This window comes from Roseateles sp. (genome assembly GCF_039595295.1).
Classification (GTDB): Bacteria; Pseudomonadota; Gammaproteobacteria; order Burkholderiales; family Burkholderiaceae_C; genus Roseateles.
Window position 1 is genome coordinate 22,352 of the sequence record NZ_JBCNLU010000033.1, and the last position, 13,085, is coordinate 35,436.

General features: G+C 69.6%; 11 protein-coding genes. 7 read left to right on the top strand and 4 right to left on the bottom strand.

Annotated features, from left to right (window positions below):
- Positions 1-46: 46 nt before the first annotated feature.
- Complete coding sequence (locus tag ABDW59_RS19465) at positions 47-550, top strand: glutathione peroxidase (RefSeq protein WP_343632171.1); 504 nt, start codon at positions 47-49, stop codon at positions 548-550.
- 22 nt (positions 551-572) lie between these two features.
- Here ABDW59_RS19465 and ABDW59_RS19470 read toward each other — a convergent pair whose 3' ends face one another.
- On the bottom strand, positions 573-1,268 hold the full coding sequence (locus tag ABDW59_RS19470; RefSeq protein ID WP_343632173.1) for a Crp/Fnr family transcriptional regulator: 696 nt from the start codon (positions 1,266-1,268) through the stop codon (positions 573-575).
- A gap of 98 nt (positions 1,269-1,366) precedes the next feature.
- Here ABDW59_RS19470 and ABDW59_RS19475 point away from each other — a divergent pair, with 98 nt between their 5' ends.
- The gene (locus tag ABDW59_RS19475) at positions 1,367-2,536 is read left to right on the top strand and encodes a DUF2332 domain-containing protein (protein ID WP_343632175.1); all 1,170 of its coding nucleotides are present in this window, start codon (positions 1,367-1,369) and stop codon (positions 2,534-2,536) included.
- A gap of 4 nt (positions 2,537-2,540) precedes the next feature.
- Here the strand turns inward: ABDW59_RS19475 and ABDW59_RS19480 are convergent, their stop codons facing one another.
- Together ABDW59_RS19480 and ABDW59_RS19485 are read right to left on the bottom strand one after the other, a co-directional pair.
- Positions 2,541-3,122: a BON domain-containing protein gene (locus tag ABDW59_RS19480; RefSeq protein ID WP_343632177.1), complete on the bottom strand. Its 582-nt coding sequence runs from the start codon at positions 3,120-3,122 to the stop codon at positions 2,541-2,543.
- 61 nt (positions 3,123-3,183) lie between these two features.
- The gene (locus tag ABDW59_RS19485) at positions 3,184-3,501 is read right to left on the bottom strand and encodes a putative quinol monooxygenase (RefSeq protein ID WP_343632179.1); all 318 of its coding nucleotides are present in this window, start codon (positions 3,499-3,501) and stop codon (positions 3,184-3,186) included.
- Between the two features lie 147 nt (positions 3,502-3,648).
- Between ABDW59_RS19485 and ABDW59_RS19490 the strand changes: the two genes are divergently transcribed.
- The 5 genes from ABDW59_RS19490 (at position 3,649) to ABDW59_RS19510 (ending at position 10,112) form a co-directional block, all read left to right on the top strand.
- Positions 3,649-4,986 (top strand): glutamate carboxypeptidase, encoded by a 1,338-nt coding sequence (locus ABDW59_RS19490; RefSeq protein ID WP_343632181.1) that lies wholly within the window; start codon positions 3,649-3,651, stop codon positions 4,984-4,986.
- A 188-nt stretch (positions 4,987-5,174) separates the two neighbouring features.
- Positions 5,175-6,368, top strand: coding sequence for an amino acid aminotransferase (locus ABDW59_RS19495; protein WP_343632183.1), 1,194 nt, complete (start codon positions 5,175-5,177; stop codon positions 6,366-6,368).
- Between the two features lies 1 nt (position 6,369).
- Positions 6,370-7,782 carry a D-amino acid dehydrogenase gene (locus ABDW59_RS19500; RefSeq protein ID WP_343632186.1) on the top strand — a complete coding sequence of 471 codons (1,413 nt, stop codon included), beginning with the start codon at positions 6,370-6,372 and terminating at the stop codon, positions 7,780-7,782.
- A 21-nt stretch (positions 7,783-7,803) separates the two neighbouring features.
- On the top strand, positions 7,804-9,150 hold the full coding sequence (locus tag ABDW59_RS19505; RefSeq protein ID WP_343632188.1) for a hypothetical protein: 1,347 nt from the start codon (positions 7,804-7,806) through the stop codon (positions 9,148-9,150).
- A gap of 53 nt (positions 9,151-9,203) precedes the next feature.
- Positions 9,204-10,112 carry an LD-carboxypeptidase gene (locus ABDW59_RS19510; RefSeq protein WP_343632190.1) on the top strand — a complete coding sequence of 303 codons (909 nt, stop codon included), beginning with the start codon at positions 9,204-9,206 and terminating at the stop codon, positions 10,110-10,112.
- Positions 10,113-10,218: 106 nt separating this feature from the next.
- On the opposite strand, the gene ABDW59_RS19515 is transcribed toward ABDW59_RS19510, so the two are convergent.
- Positions 10,219-13,029 (bottom strand): TonB-dependent receptor, encoded by a 2,811-nt coding sequence (locus ABDW59_RS19515; protein ID WP_343632192.1) that lies wholly within the window; start codon positions 13,027-13,029, stop codon positions 10,219-10,221.
- Positions 13,030-13,085 lie beyond the last annotated feature (56 nt).

Sequence of the window (13,085 nt, forward strand, 5' to 3'; positions counted from 1 at the left end):
CTAGGATGCGCCACGGCCCATCACGGTCCGTTCAGAGGAGGTTCTTATGAGCGCCAACAACAACGGCAAGACGGCATTCGACTTCGAGGCCGTCACGATCGCCGGCGAGCCGGTGTCGCTGTCGCAATACCGCGGCCGCGTGCTGCTCATCGTCAACACCGCCAGCGAATGCGGCTTCACGCCGCAGTTCAAGGGACTGGAGGACTTGTGGCGCGACTTTCAGGCCCGCGGCCTGGTGATCGTGGGCTTCCCCAGCAATGAGTTCGGCGGCCAGGATCCGGGCAGCAATGACGAGATCGCCTCGTTCTGCCAGCTCAACTACGGCGTGAGCTTCCCGATGATGGGCAAGATCAAGGTCAACGGCGGGGAAGCGCACCCGCTGTGGCAATGGCTCAAGGGCGAGAAGCCCGGGATCCTGGGCACGCAGGCGATCAAGTGGAACTTCACCAAGTTCCTGGTGGGCCGCGACGGTCAGGTGCTCAAGCGCTATGCCCCCAACGACGCGCCCGCCTCGCTGCGCGACGACATCGAAGCCGCGCTGGCCGAGTGAGCCCGCATGGCCGGCCGCCGCCTCAGCCTTGGAGCGCGATCCGGCCGTAGCGCAAGCGCAGTCGGCCCTCGTCCTGGGCGGCGCGCAGCAGCTGATTCACCGTCTGCCGCGACAGGTGGGCGAGCTGCGCCAGTTCCGCCTGCGTCGCCTTCAGCTCGCGCCAGCCGTCGGCATCGACCGGACCAGCACGCTCGCTGGCCAGTTGCCGCAGGGCGACGGCGAAGCGATCCGGCGCGCTCAGATGCCGGGCGGCTTCCAGCAGCCTCAGGTTGCTCTCGAAGCGATCGGCGAATTCCCGCATCAGCGCCCGCGCGAAACCCGGCCAGTCGTCCATCAGCACTCGATAGGCCGACGCGCCGATGACCCACACCCGGCTGTCCACCACGGCGGCGGCCTCGTAGCGCGCCGGTTTGCCGGTGACGAAGGCCGCCAGGCCGAAGAGCCGCGGCGCGCGCACGTGCTCCAGCACCGACATGCGGCCGTCCAGCGCGGCGAAGCGGGATTCGATTTCTCCCCCGGCGACCATGTAGAAGGCGGCCAGGGACTGGCCCTGGGCGAAGAGCACCCGGCCCGCGCGCAGCGCGCGGCAAGGCAGCAGCGCGTCGAGCCGGCCGGTGAGGGTCGCCGGGGGTGTGAGCTCCGGGAAGTTGGCGAGCAGCGCGTCGAGGGCGGTGATCGGGGGCGGTGTGGAGGTCGGCGTCGGCGTGGGGCGCGGCATCGTGGTCGATCCTGCCGGGGCGAGGCGCCCCTGCGCGGGATCTGGCTTTGTCGGATATCCGACATTCTGGCGCTCGTCGGGGTCCTAGAGTCGCTCCCATGCAAGACGCTCACAACGGCGCCCGCGACGACGCCACCTCCGACGCCCTCGGACGCATCGCTGACCGCTTCGGCCGCTTCGCGGCGCTCGACGGCCAGGACGATCCGCTCTACGCCGCCTTGGCGGAGATCATCGGCGGTGATGCGGAGCTGATGGCGCCGCTGCTGGAGGCGCCGACGACGCAGCATCTGCCGGTGCTGCTCTTGGCGGCCCTGCACGATCGCATCCTCGCGGGCGAGCCGCATCCGCTCGCGGCCTACTACGCCAGCCGAGCCCACGCAGGCGGTCATCGCGCGCCCGACGCCGACTTGCCGGCCTTGCTCAGGGACTTCATGCGCCGCGAGGACGCCGCGCTGCGCGCGTTGACCCGCTCGCGCACCACACAGACCAACGAGACCGGTCGTTGCGCCGTGCTGCGCCCGGCCTTGCAGGCCTTGGCCCACCGGCTCGGGGGCAGCGCGGAGGCTCCGGTCGAATTCGCGCTTTTCGATTTCGGCTGCAGCGCGGGCCTGAACCTGGGCGTGGACCGCTACGCCTATGACGACGGCGTCGAGACCGTGCCCGGCGCGACACCGGACGCGCCGCTCATCCGCACGCAATGGCGCGGGGAGCGACCGACCGCCTTGCTCGGCGATCCGGCTTGGCGGGCGGAGCACCGCATGGGCGTCGACCTGCAGCCGGTCCAGCCCGACGATGAAATCGCCACGCGATGGCTGCGCGCTTGCCTGTGGCCGGGCGACGCGGCCCGCCGCGAGCGGCTCGATCGGGCGCTCGCCGACGCGCGTCGGCATCCGGTGTCGCTGCTGCGCACGGAGGATGGCCTGAGCGAGCTCGAGCGCTGGATCGCCACCTTGCCCGAGGGCGTGACACCGGTGATCGGCAACGTCTGGGTGTTGGCCTACTTCGAGCCGCAGGCGTTGCGCGCGCATGTCGAGCGCGTCGGCCGCCTGGTGCGGGAGCGCGGGCTGGCCTGGATCAGCGGCGAGGTCGGCAAGCTCGCGCCGCTGCCGGACTTGCCGCCGGCACCGAAGGGGGAGTCGCCCGCCAGCACCACCCTGTGGACGCTGCAATGGCGCGATCGGTCAGGGACGGTGCGAACCGAGCCCCTGGCCTGGTCGCACGCGCATGGGCGATGGGTCGAATGGCTGGATCCGGCGCGGGCGGCCTGAGCCTTCAGCGCGTGGATGGCGATGAGGCCGCCGGCGGCCGAGGTTCCGCAGAGGGGGCGGCCCTGGACGCGCCGACCTGGCCGGGCAGGACCTGGAGCTCATTGATCACCGCCTCGACGTCGTCGATCTGCCGGACCAGCGCCTCGAGCGCCGCCGCCTCGTCGGCGGAGCGCACGCAGCCTTGCAGCCAGACCCAGCGCCGTTGACCCAGCGCCCAGACGCTGGTCGTCGCGTCGAAGCGGCCATCCGCGGCGACGGCCTGGCGCACGCGCGGAATGATTTCCTTGTCGTAGAGATACGAGTTGGGCAGCCGGCAGCGGCCGCTCTGGAAGCAGCTGGTGCCGCGCTCGATGCGGCCGTGCGCCTGGGCCTTGGCTTCGGCCTCGGTGAGCAGCGGTCCCGGCGGTGCCGGGCACACCGACAGCGGGATCGCCGAGGTCAACTGGAGGAAGGGGTCGTCGAAGGCATTGCGGCGGAGGTCATCGGCCTGGGCCGGCCCCGCCATCAGTCCGAAGACGATCAAGGCCGCCGCGGTACGGCCAACGGCGGCAGGGACATGAGCGGCGGGAGCGGGCGGCCATCGCATGAGCGCGAGCCTGCCGCAACCGGCCGCCGCCCACCAGCGTGTCCGTGACGGCGGCGGGGTCTCAGCCCACCGCCGACAGCTTGACCAGCCGCAGCGGCGCGCCGAGCAGCTCCGGCGCCAGCGCCTCGAAGGCGCGGAAATGCGGGGTCGCGCGATGGGCTTCCAACGCGGCCTCGTCGTCGAAGGTCTCGTGCATCTGGAAGGTGCCGGGCTCGTCGATCAGCTCGAACAGCCGATAGTCGCGGCAGCCGGGTTCCAGCCGGGTCGGGCTCAGCAGGCCGGAGAGCGCGTCGCGCAGGCGCTCGCGTTGGCCCGGGGCCGAGACGATCACCGCGATCATCGTGAGCGGGCGGGGCGAAGTGGGGGAGGGCGGCGTCATCTGAAATCCTGGTGAATGCGTAGCGGGCCATCCTAGGGAGTCAGGGTCCGCCCCGACAGACCTTCGCACGCAAAACACTTTCAAACAGGACGCGAGAACCGGGGCCTGGATAGGATCGGCGCTTGCTTCGATCAGGAGAGCTTTCCGATGCGTGCTTCCCGTCCCCCGCTGCGCCGCGCGGCGCTGGCCTTGGCGTCCACGGCGCTGGCCGCCCTGTCCGTGATCGGCGTCACCGGCGCTCACGCGCAGTCCCAGACGCTGCCGGAGCTCCAGGCCCTGGCCGCCCGCGAGCAGCCCGCGCTGCTCAAGACGCTGCAGCAGCTGGTGGAGATCGAGTCCGGCAGCTCCGACCGCGCGGGCCTGGACAAGATCGCCGGCGTGATCGCGCAGCGCTTGCGCGAGCTGGGCGGGCAGGTCGAGCTGATCGATCCGCACAAGACCATCGCGGCGCCCTCCTCGGATGCGGGCGACGGACCGGCGCCGGTGGGGCAAATGGTCAAGGCGAGCTTCAAGGGATCGGCGGCCAATGGGAAGAAGGTCCTGCTGATCGCGCACATGGACACCGTCTACCAGCGCGGCGGGCTGCAGCAGCAGCCCTTCCGCATCGAGGGCAACCGCGTCTACGGGCTGGGCATCGCCGACGACAAGCAGGGCGTGGCGACCATCATTCATCTGCTGGCGCTGCTGAAGTCGACCGGCTTCAGCGATTACGGCCAGATCACCGTGCTGATCAACGGCGACGAGGAGATCGGCTCCCCCGGCGCGCACGCCACGATCACCAAGCTGGGCGGCGAGCATGACGCGGTGCTGTCCTTCGAGGGCGGCGGCGGTCCCAACGGCGCGGACGCGCTGCGGCTGGCCACCAGCGGGATCGCCTCGGTCGATCTGAAGGTCAAGGGCCGGTCCTCGCATGCGGGCGCGGCGCCGGAGCGCGGCGTCAATGCGCTGGACGAGATGTCCTTCCAGATCATGCAGCTGCGCGATCTGTCCGACCCGAAGAACGGCAAGCAGCTGCACTGGACGCTGGCCAAGGCGGGCTCGGTCCGCAACGCGATTCCGGCCGAGGCCGTGGCGCAGGGCGACGCTCGCGCCGATCGCATGGCCGACTTCGACGGCATGGAAGCCGAGCTGCGCAAGCGCATCCAGACCAAGCTGCTGCCCGAGTCCGAAGTGACGCTGGCCTTCCGCCGCGGCCGCCCGCCGCTGCAGGCGAGCGAGGCCTCGCGCGCGCTGGGCGCCAAGGTCAAGGCGCTGGCCGAGGAACAGAAGCTGGAGCTGGTCGTGCGCGACCGGCCCACCGGCGGCGGCACCGACGCGGCCTATGCGGCGCTGGCCACCCAGGCGCCGGTGATCGAGGGCATGGGCGTGCGCGGCTTCGGCGCGCACAGCAGCGACAGCGAGTACGTCGTGCTGGATGGGATCGCGCCCAAGCTGCTGCTGGCGACCCGCCTGGTGATGGCGATCGGCAGCGGCAAGGCGCTGTGATCCTCGGCGCGGCCTGAGCCGCCGCCGACCCCGGGCTCATGCGCGCGGGATGGCGGCCGATGCCGAGCCGGCATCGCGCCGGCCCTGTACCGGTGGCGCTTTCGCCCGGCTGTTCCGGTGCGGCGGCGGCGTGCTGGGGATAATGGACGCCGTCGCTTCGGAATGGTTCCGAGCCTTGGAGTCCCCACATGTTCCAGCACGTCGACGCCTACGCGGGCGATCCCATCCTCAGCCTGAACGAGGCGTTCCAGAAGGATCCGCGCGCGCAGAAGATCAATCTCTCCATCGGCATCTATTTCGATGACGACGGCCGCATCCCGATGCTGGACTCGGTCCGCCGGGCCGAGCTGGCCGTGGTCGAAGCCGCCGGCGCCCGCCCCTACCTGCCGATGGAAGGCGCCCCGGCCTTCCGCACCGAAGTGCAGAAGCTGCTGTTCGGTGCCGACAGCGAGGCGCTCAAGAGCAAGCGCGTCGCCACGATCCAGGGCGTGGGCTCGTCCGGCGGCCTGAAGGTGGGCGCGGACTTCATCAAGCGCTACTTCCCCGACAGCGCGCTGTACCTGAGCGACCCGACCTGGGACAACCACCGCGCCGTCTTCGAGGGCTCCGGCCTGGAGTGCCGCACCTATCCGTATTACGACGCCAAGACCGGCGGCCTGCGCTTCGACGCGATGCTGCAGGCGCTGTCGGAAGCGCCGGCCCGCAGCGTGGTGCTGCTGCACGCGTGCTGCCACAACCCGACGGGCGTGGACCTGTCGCAGTCGCAGTGGGACGCGCTGATCCCGGTGCTGAAGGAGCGCGAGCTGATTCCGTTCCTGGACCTGGCCTACCAGGGCTACGGCGACGGGCTGGAGCAGGACACCTTCGCGATCCGCGCGCTGACGGCCTCGGGCCTGAGCTTCTTCGTCGCGAACAGCTTCTCCAAGAACATGAGTTTGTACGGCGAGCGCTGCGGCGCGCTGTCGGTGGTGTGCCCGGATGCGACGCAGGCCGCCAACGTGCTGGGCCAGCTCAAGTTCACGATTCGCCGCAACTACTCCAACCCGCCGATGCACGGCGCGCAGGTCGTGGCCAAGGTGCTGGGCGACGCGCAGCTGCGCGCGCTGTGGGAGGGGGAGGTCGAGGAGATGCGCGAGCGCATCCTGGCCATGCGCAATGCGCTGTTCGAGGTGGTCTCGGCCAAGGTGCCGGGTCGCAACTTCGACTACTTCCTGACGCAGCGCGGGATGTTCAGCTACACGGGGCTGACGCCGGAGCAGGTGGATCGTCTGCGTGAGGAGTTCGGCGTGTACATCCTGCGCTCTGGACGTATGTGCATCGCGGGCCTGAACACGCGTAACGTCGAAGCTACCGCGAACGCGATGGCGGCTGTGCTGGCTTGATTTGGGGCGGCGGGGGAGCCGGAAGAGCCTCTCCCCCGCGCTTTCCCGCGCAGGCACTCCCCTTGCGCGCATTCGACAAGGTTATGACCTCCGACACCGCTTTCATTGGCTGACGGGGCGCCGAATCCTTACTCTGCCGGACCATTCAAAGAATGATCTTGTCCGGATGAAGCAGCTTGTCGTGATCGGCGGCGGTGTGGTGGGCGTCACCACCGCCTGGGCCCTCGTGGAGGCGGGCCACCGGGTGACGCTCGTGGAGCGGGCGCCGGAACTCGCCAGCGGCGCCAGCCGCGCCAATGGCGGCCAGTTGAGCTATCGCTACGTGTCGCCGCTGGCCGACGCGGGCGTCCCTCTGAAGGCCCTGGGATGGCTGCTCGATCCGGGCGGCCCGCTGCGCTTCAAGCCCGACGGCACGCTGGCCCAATGGCGCTGGCTCGCGTCCTTCCTCGCCCATTGCCGCGGTCCGGTGAATCGCCGCACGACCGAGCGTCTGCTCGAGCTCGGCGCCTTCAGCCAACAATGCTTCGGCGAGTTGATGCGACAGACCGCGCTGGACGCGATCGCGCTGCGCTCGCCGGGCAAGCTGGTCGTCTATCGCAAGCCGGATGAATTCGCCCGCGTGGCCGCGCGTACGCAGGGCGGTCCCGAGCGGGCCCTGACCCGCGACGAGTGCCTGGCCATCGAGCCCTCATTGGGCGACGGCGGCGGCGCATGGCTGGCGGGCGGCATCTTCACCGCCGGCGAGGCCGTCGCCGACTGTCACGCGCTGAGCGTGCAGCTGGGCGAGCGCCTGAAGTCGCATCCCAACTTCCAGGGCCGCCTGCAGGCCAACGCGACCGGTTTCGTCGTCGAAGGCGATCGCGTCGTGGCGCTGCGCACCGACCAAGGCGACCTGAGCGCCGACGGCATCGTGCTCGCCGCCGGGCTGCAAAGCGCCGCGCTGGCGGCGCTGGTCGGCCTGCGCTTGCCGCTGTATCCGCTCAAGGGCTACAGCCTGTCCGCGCCGATCAACGGCGTGCATCGTCCGCCGACGGTCAGCGTCACCGACTTCGAGCGCAAGACGCTCTACGCCCGCATCGGCGACCAGCTGCGCGTGGCGGCCATGGTGGATCTGGTGGGCGAGGACACGCACATCGATCCTCAGCGTCTGGCCGCGCTGCAGCGCAATGTGCGCGAGACCTTCCCCAAGGCGGCCGATTACGACAAGGCCGTGCCCTGGGCCGGTCTGCGTCCGGCGACGCCCAGCGGCGCGCCCATGCTCGGCGAGACGCCGCTGCGCGGGCTGTGGCTGAATGTGGGCCATGGCGCGCTCGGCTTCACCTTCTCCTTCGGCTCGGCCCGCATCGTTGCGGACCTGGTGTCCGGCAAGCCCAGCCCGATCTCGCTGGACGGCCTGCAACTGCGCGCGGCCTGACGCGCGGCAGGGGACGGTCCGATGAACGCTCCCGACGCTCCGACGCCGATCAGCACGGTCGCATCGGCATCCGAGCCCGCGACGGCGATGGCGACGGCGACCTCCGCCGATCCGGCGCGTTCGCCCAAGACCACGCTGACCCATGACTCGCTGGCCCGCGCGCTGCGTGAGGCGGTGCTTGCGCAGGATTTCGGTGCGACGCTGGATGCGCAGGACGGCGGCAAGCCGATGCGGCACTTCCCGAGCCTGGATCTGGCCGTCGCCGCGTATCCCGAACACGGCGCGCCGGTGTGGGCCAACGTGCTGTTTTCGCGCGAGCATCCCGAAGGCCTGATCGCCGCGATCCCCGACAACGCCGGGCCTGTCGGCAATGTCCGCTTCCTGGCGGACACGCGCGACGCCGCGGGCAACTCCGTCGCCTGGGCGCCGGATTCCGACTGGTCCGCGATGCGCTGGACGCCGCTGGCCGGGGACGCCGGTCCGCGCATGGTCGCGCCCTATCCGGCCTCGCTGCTCAAGCTGATGCTGCTGGCCGGATTGGGCCGACTGGTCGATCAGGGCCGCGCGAGCTGGTGGCAGCCGCTGAGCTATCGCGGCCGCGAGCGTCTGGTCACCGACTGGGCCTACGACATGGTCACCTGGAGCAGCAACGAGGCAACCTCCGCGCTGGTCACGCTGATGCATGCCGCAGGCGCGATCCGCCGGGAGATCGGCCGCGACGGCGGACGCGAAGTTCATAACGAGTTGCACACGCTGTTCGCGTCGCTGGGTCTGACGACGCTGCGATTCGCCAACACGACGGCCGACGGTGGCTGGGGCAACGGCGCGGGTTCGGGCGTGGGTCAGCTGCAGATGACGGCCTGGGACACGGTGCGCCTGCTGTGGTGGCTGGATCCGATGGCGCCGTCGGCGCCGTGGCTGCCGGCCGATGCGCCGCGGCTCTCGCCTGAAAGCCGCAATCAGATGCTGCGCGCGCTGGAGGACCAGGCGCTGCACGAGGTCCTGTCGAGCGATGCGCTGGGCGGCGTACCGGGCTGGGTGCCGGGACTGCCGGCGCGCTTGCCGGGCAAGTGGCTGCGTCGCGACGGCGCACTTCATGCGGGCGAACGTGACTATCCCGGCGACCTGCGCCGCTTCGCTGTCGGCGGCGAGGTGTGGTTTGCCCACAAGACGGGCAACACGGAAAACTACGCCTCCAACGCCGGCATCGTCAGCGGCATCGCGCCGCGCCGCCGGCACTATGCGATCGCGCTGCTGAGCAACCTCGGCGCGCGCTACGCACCGGACTCCCGATGCGCGACGACCTGGCGCATCCCGGCCTTGGGCGCCGCGATCGATGCGCGTCTGGCGTCGTGGCTCGAGACCTGATCCCTCACTTTCCCGACTTCCTGGAGGCGGCGCGCGATCGCCGCTCATGAACCATGGCTGACGCTGAATTCCTGTTGCCTCCCCTGCCTGAGAACGCCTGCCTGGGTGTCATCGCGCCCGCGAGCCCGCCGCGCGAGGGCACGCTGGAACTGGTCGTGCCGATGATCGAGCGGCTGGGCTTTCGCGCGAAGGTGTTTCCCGGTTGCGCGGGTCCGACCTTTCTTGACTATCTGGCCGCGTCGGACGAGCGGCGTCTGGCCGATCTGCACGAGGCGCTCGCCGATCCGACGGTCGACGCGGTGATCGGATTGCGCGGCGGCTATGGCTGCACGCGCCTGCTCGATCGCATCGATCGCGCGGTGCTGCGTCGCTTCCCGAAGCCGCTGATCGGCTACAGCGACCTGACGGCGCTGCTCGCGCTGCGGCAGCAGCTGGGCCTGTCCGGCTGGCATGCGCCGATGCCGGCATCCGACTGGCACAAGGGCGAGGGCGGCTGGGCCGATGCGGAGACCTTGGCCAAGCGCTTGCGCTCGGGCCTGCGCGTGGGCGACGAGCTGGGGCCGGCGCTCGCGCCGCATCCGCTGAATCGCGGTCGCTCGGCGGTACGGGGCCTGCTGTCGGGCGGCAATCTCTCGGTGCTGGTGGCGTTGATGGGCACGCCCTTCATGCCGGACCTGTCGGGCGCGGTGCTGTTCCTGGAGGACGTGGCCGAGGATCCGTACCAGGTCGACCGCCTGCTGTGCCAGCTGCGTCTGGCGGGGGCTTTCGACGAACTGGCCGGCGTGCTGCTGGGCAGCTTCACCGACGGCGAGTCGCCGGACGCGGTGCTGGAGAACTACTTCGGCGACCTGGGGATTCCGGTGCTCGCCGGCTGGCCCAGCGGGCACACCTCGCCGAATCTGCCGCTGCCCATCGGCATCGCGGTGACCCTGGATCCGGTGGAGCGGACGCTCAGGGTCTGAGGCTTTTGTAGGCGCCATGCAAAACGCCCGCCGGTTTCCCGGCGGGCGTTCTTCTTGGCGTCTGTGATTCGAGCGCAGGCCTCCCGGCCCCGCGCTCCTCAGCCCATCACTTGAAGTCGTACTTGACCGAGACGGCCAGCGTGCGGCCGAACGGGTCGGCGACGCGCGGATCCCAGCCGGCACCGGCCACGTCGTCCACGTCGTGGTGCGTGAACGGCGGGTTCTTGTCCAGCAGGTTGCGGATGCCCACGGTGATCGACGTGTTCTTGAAGCCCGTGTAGGTCGTGAACAGGTTGAAGGTCGTGTAGCTCGCCACGCGCGTGTTCGCACCGGCCGGCATCACGCCCTTGAGCGTCATGTCCTGGTCCTCGTAACCCGACTTGTAGACCGTGCTCAGCGTCGCGCTCCAGTCGTCACGCGACCAGGTCAGGTCCGCGTTGATCTTGTCGCGCAGATACAAGGTCCGGGTGTTGAACTTGCCCACCTGGTCCACGATCGGCAGACCGTACAGCGCGCGATCCTTGGCCGTCAGCATGTGCGTGCCGTTGATGTTCGCCAGCCATTGGCCGGTCGAATGCTTGAACACGTAGCTCAGGTTCCAGTCGATGCCGCTGGTCGAGCTGTCCGCCGCATTGATCCAGCCGGCTTGCACGATCGTGGCGTTGCCGTTGGCGTCACGCACGATGCGGTCCGGGAACAGCTGATAGTTGTTCAGCACGTCCGTGATGGTCAGCTTGCGGATGCGCTGATCCAGGTCCACGCGCCACCAGTCGGCCGAGGCCGTCAGGCTGGGCATCGGCGACACCACGATACCGAAGGTGCCCTGCTTGGACTTCTCCGGCTTCAGGTTGGGATTGCCGCTGTCCGTGTAGTCCAGACCCACGATCGAGCACTGCGTCGGATCCACCGGGCAACGCACCGGATCGCTCCAGGTGCCCGTGTAATCGCGCGGCGCGGTGTTGGGGCTCAGCTGCTGGAAGCTCGGGGCCTTGAAACCGGTGTTGTAGGAGCCGCGGAACATCACGACCTGCGTCGGCTGATAGCGGAAGCCGATCTTCGGATTGGTCGTGCCGCCGATCTTGCTGTACTGGTCATGACGCACGGCCAGTTGCAGGTCCAGACCCTTGAACACCGGCACCGCCAGCTCGCCGTAGATCGCGCCGATGTTGCGCGACACCTTCGGCACCGCCGAGTTGCCCGGGCACAGCAGCACGTCCGTCGCGCCGGTCGACAGACCGGACACGCAGTTGAAGCCGCCGTCGGCCTGGGGCGCGAACTCGTAGCTCTCGCGACGCAGGTCGAAGCCGGTGGCGAACTGCACCGTGCCGGCCGGCAGCTTGAACAGGTCGCCGCTGATGGAGCCGTCCACCTGCTGCAGCGTGGTCTCGCCGCCTTGCAGACGACCGCGCGCCTTCATCGATTCGATCAGCGCCTGCGCTTCCGGCGTCTGAGTCTGGCCCGGGAGCACCCACGGATTGATCAGGCCCTTGCTCAGCGCGTCGACCAGCGGCTTGGTGTACGCATAGCCGTCGATCAGGTTGGAGTAGCCCTTGGCACCGGCGATCGAGGCGCCCAGCTTGTAGCTGTAATCGCCCCAGTCGCCTTCGATGCCGGCCAGCAGGCGCGAGTTCTCATCGACGTTCTCGATCACGCGATTGCCGAAGTCCTGCATGCGCCAGCGGTAGGCGATGGGCTTGGTCGGATCGAAGTTGTTGACGCCGTAATTCTTCAGGTTCAGGTAGTACGGGCCGTTGACCGGATAAAGCGTGTTCGTCGCCGCCGAGGTGCTGAACTGGCCGGGGGTCAGCTCCGCCTTGACGCGGTTGCGCGAGGCCGTCAGCTCCAGGAAGGCCTCGGCGTTGTCGCCGACCTTGAAGGTGCTGCGGGCGACCAGGTTCTCGGCCTTCTTCGGCGCGGCCAGCATGTACTGCGAGCCGTAGTCGGTGTTGCACAGGTAGCGGCCGCCGGCGTAGGTCGAGGCCTTGCTGGCCGCCGACGCGTTGGCCGGCGTCCACAGGCCCGGCTGGAACTGCGTGCCCGCTTCGACGTCGCCGCACTTGCCCTGCAGGCTCAGCAGGTTGATGCGGGTGTAGTTGATCGGGTCGCCGGTGCCCACGGTCGAGCCGGAACCCAGCGCCGTACCGGTGCCGGTGATGATGTTGGCGAACGGGCTGGACGAGGAGTTCGGCGACAGGCCGCGATCCGGCTGGAAGCCGGTGGCCCAGTCGCGGTCACGGCCGCGCAGGATCTCGTTGTCGGTCAGGCTCAGGCTGAACATCACGTTGTAGCCGTCGCGCTCGACGGAGCCGTGGCCGGCCGTGATCGAGGCCTTGCGCTGCGTGCCGCCACCCTTCTCGAACGGGGTCGAGTAGTCGACGCCGACCGCCGCGCCCTGGTAATCCTTCTTCAGGATGAAGTTGATGACGCCGCCCACGGCGTCCGTGCCGTAGATGGCCGAGGCGCCATCCTTCAGGATTTCGACGCGCTGGATCGCGGCCATCGGAATGCTGTTCAGGTCGACCGCGCCGCCGCTCATGCCGGAGGTCGAGACGCGGCGGCCGTTCAGCAGCACCAGCGTGCTGCCCGGGCCCAGGCCGCGCAGGTTGGCGTTGGCCGTGCCGCCCGTCAGGCGGTCGGTGTCGGCGCCGAAGACGTTGTTGTTGGAGGTCGCGTTGTCCGCGCCGGTGCCGTTGGCGCCCAGTTGACGCAGCATGTCCTCGGCGTTGGTGATGCCCTTGCGCGCGAGTTCCTGCGCGGTGATGACCTGCACCGGCAGCGCGCCTTCGTCCTTCAGGCGCTTGATGCTCGAGCCGGTGATCTCCACCCGCTCGATCTTCTGGACCTCCTGCGACCAGGCCGCCGCATGGGCGCCCAGGCCCACGACGACGAGACAGCGGGCGAGTTGATTCAATTTCACGACCTTCTCCTTGTTAAACGATCCGAGGCGCCGCAGTCACGCCGCCAACGACGGGG

Bases quoted from the DNA above. Each gene is read 5' to 3' on its own strand.
- ABDW59_RS19490 (WP_343632181.1), top strand. From the start codon at position 3,649: ATGCGTGCTTCCCGTCCCCCGCTGCGCCGCGCGGCGCTGGCCTTGGCG.
- ABDW59_RS19470 (WP_343632173.1), bottom strand. From the start codon at position 1,268: ATGCCGCGCCCCACGCCGACGCCGACCTCCACACCGCCCCCGATCACC.
- ABDW59_RS19485 (WP_343632179.1), bottom strand. From the start codon at position 3,501: ATGACGCCGCCCTCCCCCACTTCGCCCCGCCCGCTCACGATGATCGCG.
- ABDW59_RS19510 (WP_343632190.1), top strand. From the start codon at position 9,204: ATGGCTGACGCTGAATTCCTGTTGCCTCCCCTGCCTGAGAACGCCTGC.
- ABDW59_RS19465 (WP_343632171.1), top strand. From the start codon at position 47: ATGAGCGCCAACAACAACGGCAAGACGGCATTCGACTTCGAGGCCGTC.
- ABDW59_RS19480 (WP_343632177.1), bottom strand. From the start codon at position 3,122: ATGCGATGGCCGCCCGCTCCCGCCGCTCATGTCCCTGCCGCCGTTGGC.
- ABDW59_RS19505 (WP_343632188.1), top strand. From the start codon at position 7,804: ATGAACGCTCCCGACGCTCCGACGCCGATCAGCACGGTCGCATCGGCA.
- ABDW59_RS19475 (WP_343632175.1), top strand. From the start codon at position 1,367: ATGCAAGACGCTCACAACGGCGCCCGCGACGACGCCACCTCCGACGCC.
- ABDW59_RS19495 (WP_343632183.1), top strand. From the start codon at position 5,175: ATGTTCCAGCACGTCGACGCCTACGCGGGCGATCCCATCCTCAGCCTG.